8 protein-coding genes are annotated in these 8,352 nt (G+C 52.7%); 1 reads left to right on the plus strand and 7 read right to left on the minus strand.

The window, feature by feature from the left end; all coding sequences use genetic code 11:
- Positions 1 to 215: 215 nt before the first annotated feature.
- From arnF to arnB, 7 genes are read right to left on the minus strand one after another with little or no spacing between them, the layout of a single operon-like run.
- Complete coding sequence (gene arnF, locus H7A81_RS23525) at positions 216 to 590, minus strand: 4-amino-4-deoxy-L-arabinose-phosphoundecaprenol flippase subunit ArnF (protein ID WP_182058879.1); 375 nt, start codon at positions 588 to 590, stop codon at positions 216 to 218.
- On the minus strand, positions 587 to 919 hold the full coding sequence (gene arnE, locus H7A81_RS23530; protein WP_166934399.1) for a 4-amino-4-deoxy-L-arabinose-phosphoundecaprenol flippase subunit ArnE: 333 nt from the start codon (positions 917 to 919) through the stop codon (positions 587 to 589). The genes arnF and arnE overlap by 4 nt, the downstream gene beginning before the upstream one ends.
- Positions 916 to 2,577, minus strand: coding sequence for a lipid IV(A) 4-amino-4-deoxy-L-arabinosyltransferase (gene arnT / locus H7A81_RS23535; protein WP_182058880.1), 1,662 nt, complete (start codon positions 2,575 to 2,577; stop codon positions 916 to 918). The genes arnE and arnT overlap by 4 nt, the downstream gene beginning before the upstream one ends.
- Before the next feature lie 31 nt (positions 2,578 to 2,608).
- Positions 2,609 to 3,493 (minus strand): 4-deoxy-4-formamido-L-arabinose-phosphoundecaprenol deformylase, encoded by an 885-nt coding sequence (gene arnD, locus H7A81_RS23540; RefSeq protein WP_182058881.1) that lies wholly within the window; start codon positions 3,491 to 3,493, stop codon positions 2,609 to 2,611.
- Positions 3,490 to 5,469: a bifunctional UDP-4-amino-4-deoxy-L-arabinose formyltransferase/UDP-glucuronic acid oxidase ArnA gene (gene arnA / locus H7A81_RS23545; RefSeq protein WP_182058882.1), complete on the minus strand. Its 1,980-nt coding sequence runs from the start codon at positions 5,467 to 5,469 to the stop codon at positions 3,490 to 3,492. The genes arnD and arnA overlap by 4 nt, the downstream gene beginning before the upstream one ends.
- On the minus strand, positions 5,466 to 6,452 hold the full coding sequence (gene arnC, locus H7A81_RS23550) for an undecaprenyl-phosphate 4-deoxy-4-formamido-L-arabinose transferase (RefSeq protein WP_034829843.1): 987 nt from the start codon (positions 6,450 to 6,452) through the stop codon (positions 5,466 to 5,468). Before arnC ends, arnA begins: the two co-directional genes overlap by 4 nt.
- 5 nt (positions 6,453 to 6,457) lie before the next feature.
- Positions 6,458 to 7,594, minus strand: coding sequence for a UDP-4-amino-4-deoxy-L-arabinose aminotransferase (gene arnB, locus H7A81_RS23555; RefSeq protein WP_182058883.1), 1,137 nt, complete (start codon positions 7,592 to 7,594; stop codon positions 6,458 to 6,460).
- Between the two features lie 527 nt (positions 7,595 to 8,121).
- Here arnB and H7A81_RS23560 point away from each other — a divergent pair.
- Complete coding sequence (locus H7A81_RS23560) at positions 8,122 to 8,331, plus strand: hypothetical protein (RefSeq protein ID WP_034829841.1); 210 nt, start codon at positions 8,122 to 8,124, stop codon at positions 8,329 to 8,331.
- The last annotated feature ends 21 nt before the right edge of the window (positions 8,332 to 8,352 follow it).

The following is an 8,352-nucleotide window of genomic DNA, read 5'->3' on the forward strand; positions in this document are numbered from 1 at the left end:
GTAGGCGGAACATCGGGCGTTGAGTGGGCCATTGACCTCATCACTAATGAAGTCAGTCGCGATCTGGGCATGCTGGGTGCACCCTCGCTCGCAGACCTCAGTGAAAAGCATTTACGCCTGATGAGGTGACAGTGTCACACCATGCAACTCATCGACGAGGTGTGGTCCCCGCTTTGGTTCCATGGGGATCGCCTGTCACTTCTAACGTTCTGCGGCTAAGGTTTACGCGGCAGCGACACACACAACAATCCGAGCACAATCAATATAACACCGGCAAAACTGCTCCAGCGGAAGGCTTCACCGAACATTGGCAACGAAATAGCTGCCAGCCACACCAACACATAACTCAGGCTCAGCAACGGATAGAGGCGGTTAAGCTGCATATGACGCAGCGCCAGCATCCAGCACAGCATCGATAATGCGTACGCACCAAGTCCCAAACTAAGCAGGAGCAGCGGCTGCAGATGCTGCCAGAATTGCGGGCTAAGGATTGCAGTCAATGGCGGGAAATGTAGCATCGCGGCACGCAGGACCAATTGCGCCAGCGACACCAGCAGCACGCTACACAGCGCGAGGATCACCCCTTTCATAGGTGGCTCCCCATCAGCGCGACCCCGGCAACAATCGCCAGCGTACCGAACCATTGTTGCAAGCTGTATGTCTCACGCCAGATCAACTTAGCTGCGATGGCCACCAATACGAAGTTGAGACTCAGCATCGGATAGGCCACGCTGACCGGCACCACACGCAATACCAGTAGCCACAGCAACATCGCCACGCCGAGCAAAAAGAGGCTCAGCGCAATCCACAAGATGAGCTGCTTCTTGCCGTGGCGCATCCCCAGATACGCCGCCTGCTTTTGACAAAGCTGGGCGGCGCAGCTCAACAAACTGACCAGAAGAATAAGCAACAGGTTCATGGTGTCGCGTTATAACCGTAATAGACCAGTCGACCTTGACGATAAACGTCATCCGGCGTTGGCATTGCAGGGTCAGGCCCGTTCTCGCCCGAGTTGAGCATCATCACTACGGACACTTTGCCATGGCGACGATGTTCACGCAGCCAGTCAGCAAATGCTGCGCCATCAACATAGCGCGTTTTCGCATCGGGATAGCTAAGACCGTATTGCAGTTCGCCTTTGGCATCATAGAAAGTGATATCACTGCGCTCAGTTTCCCATGCCACTGCAGCCGCGATGCCAGGATTGTCAGCCAGCAGATAACGGCTGTCTGCCAGTTGATGATGCACAGCCTGTACAAAACTCTGCGGCTGTTTGGAATCACGAACCTTCTGCGGTATTGCGAAGCCGATCAGTAGCGCCAGCGTTAACGGACAAAGCGCCGCCAGTTGCCAACGGCAGGCACCCGGTTTGAGACTGAACCACCCCATAATGCCCCAGCCGGCAAAGGCCAGTACGCCACAGATTAACGGCAGTATTTCATCATGGGTATAAACGGGCTTGTGCGCCAATCCCCATGGCGCAACCACCACCAACAGGACTAAGGTGGTTATGGCGCCAAACAGCAGGTTTATCCAGCCATTAACTTTAAACACCTTCACTAACTGTGCAGAACCACTGTGGGCGTAATGCGCCATCAACAGTGCTAAAGGTGCAAAGCACGGCAGAATGTAGGTCGGCAGTTTCCCTTTAGCGATGCTAAAGAACAGTAGTGGCAAGATCACCCAACTTAACAGGTAAATGGCTCCCGCATGTTGACGACGCTGGCGCCACGCGCCCATCATTGAGCCCGGCAGCAACGCCAGCCACGGCAGACATCCCGCCAGCAATACCGGCAGGTAATACCAGAATGGCGCTTTGTGCTGCGCATCTTTCTCTGCAAAGCGCTGAATATGCTCAACCCAGAAGAAGTAATGCCAGAAATCCCCTTCCTGACGATAAATGGCCAGTGCCCACGGCGCACTGAGCAGTGCAGCGACGATGACCGTTAAAGGTCCCCAGCGCAATAACTCGCCGAAGCGTTTTTGCCAAATCGCCCAGGGCACTATCGCCAATACCGGCACCGCCAGCGCAAGGAAGCCCTTGGTCATAAAGCCCATCGCGCAGGCTGCGCCCAGCAGCACATAACCGCAGAGACGCTGTTGCGTGGTAGAAGCTTGCGCCACCAGCCAATAGCTGCACATCGCGGCAACCATCCACAACAGCAGAATAGGATCCAGCACCGCGTAAGTGCCAATGCCATACACCAGAAGCGAAGTGAGAAAAATGATGCTGCCGGTCAGAGCGATTTTCCGGCTGGCAAACATCTGATGACCCAGCCAATAAATCAGCACTGCACTGAGCGTGGTGCAAAAAATCGAACCGGCGCGTACACCGAAGTTGGTATGGCCAAACAAGAGCTGGCCGATATTGTTGACCCAATAACCCGCTATGGGCTTTTCGAAATAACGCAAATCAAAGAAGTGCGGTACCACCCAATTGCCATTGACCAGCATTTCACGGCTGATTTCAGCGTAGCGGGTTTCATCCGGCTGCCATAAGGCGCGGAATTCGACCGGGATAAGATAATAAAGCGCGAAAAGCGCCAGCAGCAGCGCCGTTTTGGTGCCTGTACGCATCCGTGGTTCCTATAAAGTTTCCTGTTAACGTTTAGCGCTGGCAGCCCAGCCAGCCTTCGCGTCCGGGTATATGCCCACGTACCAGATTGCCCTGCGGGAGTGTGCTGAGATCGTCAGGTAACAACTCGCTCAGAGGACAGAAGTGAATGCCTTGTTGCTCCGCGCGGGTTAATAACTCGCCAAACGCCTTAGAACCGATAATGCCTTCAACTTCAGCATGAATGGTGTACACCGGCGATCCTTCGGCTGCGAGCATCTGCTCAAGAATGAAATCGTTATAGTCAGCGGCGCTAACCGACTGTCCAACTACTTCATCCCAGGTAGGCAATGTCACGGGGATTTGCACCGTGCCTAAGCTGCCATCACGCAGACGCGGCAAGAAGGGTCCAGTACCACGACAATCACTGTTGTAGCTGAAACCGAAGGTCTGCTTAGCGGCGATAACGCGGCCATCCGCCCGCCATCCGGCCACGGCAGAGCAAGTGACAGCGTCACCAATAATCGCTTCCAGTGCGGCTTTCCCACGCGAAATCTGTTCCAGCAACTTCTCTTCTGACCACACGCCTGCCCAGGTTTGCCAGGCAAAGTGATCCCAGGCGTGCAGACCGACTTCATGATGATCGGCTGTGGCGCTGATGATCTCCTCCAGACCGCGGCCAATCTCACGTCCTGGCCAGGCCGTACCAGCCAATAAAATATCCCAGCCGTAGAGTGAAGCTGCGCGCGAGCGCAGCATTTTCCATAAGAAGCGCGGTTTCATCAGGCGCCACAAGTGGCGCCCCATGTTATCCGGCCCAACGCTAAAGAAGAAACTGGCCTGCAACTGATGCAGGCTAAACTGCTCTAGCAGCGCCGGAACGCCGAGTTTGGTTCCACGCCAGGTATCAACATCTACGCGCAAACCAATTTTCTTCATGGCTTATCCTGCAACTCAACGGTGCGCAGGAAGAAATCCAGCGTGTTATCGATCGTGGTATCCATCTCAATGGTCGGCGTCCAGTCCAGCAAGCGACGCGCATTTTTGATTGACGGCTTACGATGCTCGACGTCCTGATAACCTTTACCGTAGTAGCTGCTGCTCTCTACTTCGCGGAAACCGGCGAACGGTGGGAATTGGTTGCGCAGCGGATGACGTTCGAAGCTTGCCAGCAGACGTTCCGCCAGCTCTTTGATGCTCGCCTCATTTTCCGGGTTACCGATGTTGACGATCTGACCGTCGCAGTTGTTGTTCTTGTTCTCAATGATGCGGAACAAAGCTTCAATACCATCACGAATGTCAGTGAAGCAGCGCTTCTGTGCACCACCGTCGATTAACTTGATCGGCGAACCTTCTACCAGGTTGAGTATCAATTGGGTGATCGCACGGGAGCTACCAATACGCGCAGCGTTGAGGTTATCAAGACGCGGGCCCATCCAGTTGAAAGGACGGAACAGCGTGAAACGCAGCCCTTCTTTTTCGCCATAAGCCCAAATCACGCGGTCCAGCAGCTGTTTGGAAACCGAATAGATCCAGCGCTGTTTGTTGATCGGCCCCACCACCAGGTTGGAGTGATCTTCATCGAAGTGTTTATCGGTGCACATGCCGTACACTTCTGACGTGGAAGGGAAGATGATGCGCTTTTTGTATTTGACGCAATCGCGGATGATCTTGAGGTTCTCTTCAAAATCGAGTTCGAACACGCGCAGCGGGTTGCGGGTGTATTCAATTGGCGTAGCAATCGCCACCAGCGGCAACACCACGTCACATTTTTTGATGTGATATTCGATCCACTCTGAGTGAATGCTGATATCACCTTCAACAAAGTGGAAGCGCGGCTGATCGAGGAAACGGCTGATAGCATCAGAGCCGATATCCAGACCGTAAACTTCAAAGTTGTCATCCTGCAGCAAACGTTCGGTCAAGTGGTTACCGATAAATCCGTTTACACCCAGGATCAGTACACGCGTACGACGTTTAACGGCTGCAACCGGCTGAGAGTACAACAGTGCGCCCGGCACCATCCCCAGACTCTGCGCCAACTGGCTGCCGTTCATATAGACGCCATTTTCACTTTGTCCGGTCACCACTTCCAGTGCACCTTCCCCGCAAGCAATCAGGAAAGGCTCAACGGAAATCACTGTGCCTGGCTTCGCTTTTGGCGCATCAGCATGTACGCGCCCTTTCCACACGACAAACTTCACGGTTCCCGCGAAAGCAAATGCGCCCGGCCATGGATCGGTGACCGCACGAACCAGGTTGTTGATTGACTGTGCAGACTGTTCCCACTTAATGCGACCGTCTTCTGGTGTGCGACGTCCCACCACCGTCGCCTGGCTGTGATCCTGAGGAATTGCCGCAATTTCACCACGTTTCATCGCTGGCAGTGCCTGCTCCAGCAGTTGTGTAGCACAGGCTGTCAGTTTGCGATGCAGAGTTAAGGCGTTGTCTTGTTCATCAATGGCGACACGCTGCTGTGCCACGATATCGCCTGCATCCGCGCGTTTTACCATGCGATGCAGGGTCACGCCGGTTTCAGTCTCGCCATTCACTAACGCCCAGTTAAGTGGCGCGCGCCCACGATATTTAGGCAGCAGTGAACCATGCAGGTTGAAAGCGCCCAGGCGCGCGCTGCTGAGGATGCTGTCATTGAGCAGATTGCGATAGTAGAAGGAGAAAATGTAATCCGGTGCCATGGATTTAATGCGGTCGACCCACAGCGGATGGTTAGCATCTTCCGGCGCATACACCGCGATACCCTGCTCTGCCGCCAAACGGGCGACAGAACCAAAGAAGTGGTTCTCATTAGCAGAATCAGCATGAGTGAAGATCGCGCTGATTTCGAAACCCGCATTTAACAGCGCAGTAATACCTGCACAGCCCATATCGTGATAGGCGAAGACGATAGTTTTCATTGCTCAATTTCCTGTACAGAGGAGACATCTTTCTGCGAGTTAATAACACGTTGAATGAAGTAGCGCGGACGAGCGCGGACGTCGTTGTAAATTCGGCCGATGTATTCGCCGAGTAGGCCCATACCGATAAATTGCGCGCCGACAAAAATAAACAGCACCGCAAACAGCATGAACACCCCGTCTCCGGCCCAGTCGGCACCGAGGAACAGGCGCAATACGATCAGTACCAGTGAGAAGGCGAAACCGGCCAATGCAATCAGACTGCCGACAATACTCAGCAGGCGCAGTGGCGTGGTGGTCAGGCAAGTCACCAGGTCATACATCAGATTGATCAGCTTCATAAAGCTGTATTTCGAATCACCAAATTCGCGCTCGGCGTGGGCGACAGGCAGCTCAATCGTGCGGCGCGCAAAGGTGTTGGCCAGGATAGGAATAAACGTGCTGCGCTCGTGACAGTTGAGCATGGCATCGACAATGTGACGGCGATAAGCACGTAACATGCAGCCATAGTCACCCATCGCTTTACCGGTGACGCGTTGAATCAGCTGGTTGATGGTGCGGGAAGCGCGGCGACGGAACCAACTGTCCTGACGATTTTGACGCACAGTACCGACCACGTCATACCCCTGCTGAGCGGCTTGCACCAGATTGGGGATCTCTTCAGGTGGATTCTGTAAATCCGCATCCAGTGTGATAATCAGGTCGCCTGATACATGGCTAAAACCCGCCATGATTGCCGAGTGCTGTCCATAGTTGCGGTTCAGCAATACGCCGACCACATGGCTTCCGGGCATGTCAGCAGCATCGGCGATCATCTCACCTGAGCGGTCGCTACTGCCGTCATCCACCAGCAAAATCTCATAATCGAGATTCAGCACAGCACATGCCGCATCGGTACGACGCACCAACTCTGGCAGGCTCTCCTCTTCGTTGTAAACCGGGATCACCACGGAGACTTTACGAATGTCTTTTTCTTCGAGCATGTCAATCAAACTCCAGCGATATGACGTAATGTGCCGATCACGCGGCTGACGTCTTCATCGCGCATATCAGGGAACAGCGGTATTGAGCAGATGCGATCGCTATTCCATTCCGTGTTTGGCAAGGAAAGTTGTGGGTAGCGTTCGCGATAATATTTGTGGGTATGTGCCGCGCGGAAATGCAAACCAGTGCCGATGTCTTGTGCTTTCAGCGTTTCCATCAACGCATCGCGGCTGAGTCCACACTGTGCTTCATCAACGCGAATGATGAACAAATGCCAGGCGTGTTGATGCGCCCAGGTGGGTTGAGACAATGGCAGGAATGGCGTATCAGCCAGTTCTTTTAAATAGCGTTGGGCAATCTCTGCACGGCGAGCATTGATGGCGGGCAGTTTGTTCAACTGAACCAGAGCAATCGCAGCGCTAATGTCCGGCAAGTTATATTTGAACCCAGGCATAATCACTTCAGCCTGCGGTTTACGGCCATGCGTGTGACGGTCATAAGCATCAACACCCAAGCCGTGAAATTTCAGGCTGCGCATGCGATCGGCCAACTCAGCGTCATCGGTAACAATTAAGCCACCTTCCGCGCACGTCATATTTTTAATGGCATGGAAAGAAAAAATAGCCGTGCCCTTATTTCCGACATGCTGACCTTTGTAATAACAACCTGCAGAGTGTGCCGCATCTTCGATCACTGTGATGCCATGGCGTTCACCAATGGCGCGAATGGCGTCAATGTCCGCAGGAGCACCGGCATAATGCACCGGAATGATGGCACGCGTTTGTGGCGTGATGGCCGCTTCAATTTGCTCAGGCGTGACCATCAGCGTATCGCGGTCAACATCAATCATCACTGGCGTTGCACCCAGCAGCGTAATGATGTTGATGGTGGATACCCACGTCAGTGAAGGTGTGATCACCTCATCACCCGGCTGGATGTTTAACGCGAGGAGGGTGACGTGCATGCCTGCCGTGGCGGAACTGACAGCAATCGCATGTTGATTGCCGGTTAACTGGCAAAAGGCTTGTTCCAACGCCGCATTTTTCGGGCCGGTGGTGATCCAACCTGATTCAAAAACCTCTTTTACTGCCGCTAACTCTTCCTCGCCCAAAGCGGGGCGCGAGAATGGAAGAAAAGTCATAAGTTTACCTTAACGTTTTACACCTAAAATTGCCTGCAACAGGACCAATTGCAGTATGCAGTGATTCAGATCCATAAAAACTTTCAGTAACTTGCTGTTTAAACTTAGATTACACAGAAAAAATTAGATAGCACTAAGTGTTAATTTTTTAATCTACAGCAAAAAACTTAAGCACACCTGTCTTATTGCTCGTAGAACAAAATACGGATGAAAACTTAACTGAACATTAAATGGGTAACGCGCAAGCTGGCTTTTTTCTTAAATGTTGAGGATTGGTAGAAGATGTACGCTCAACCGTTGTGTCCCGCTATTTAGTCGTCACCAAAGTTTCATCAAGATGACTAAATACGTGAAACATTTCATTTGATGCTTTTCTGAACACCAAAAATTGAAATCTGAAGATGAAGGAAAAATGACAATTAAACAGTGTGTTAGCAAAGTCGCAGCGCTGTTCTTAAGGTTAAGCTAAGCTTCAAACCATACTCTATGTCGGGATATTGACGTTGAAACGATTGGAGGGGATGAAGATGAACACCGGAGCTGACAGACTGGCGCAGGCCGCCCTGCGTCGCCATCATATTGGGGTGAAAACCAAAGGGTTACGTTTCCGCGGAGACCTCTATGTCTTCCGCTACAATGCGGGTCACTATGACGTGTTCCTCAATAATGACCGTGTGATGTCCCTGGCGACCAGCAACGTGCAGGAAGCTATCCAGATGTTCAAACAGCAGTCATGATGCATGGGTTGCTGTTAGCAT

The organism is Pantoea sp. ME81 (assembly GCF_903970985.1).
Taxonomy (GTDB): Bacteria; Pseudomonadota; Gammaproteobacteria; order Enterobacterales; family Enterobacteriaceae; genus Pantoea; species Pantoea communis.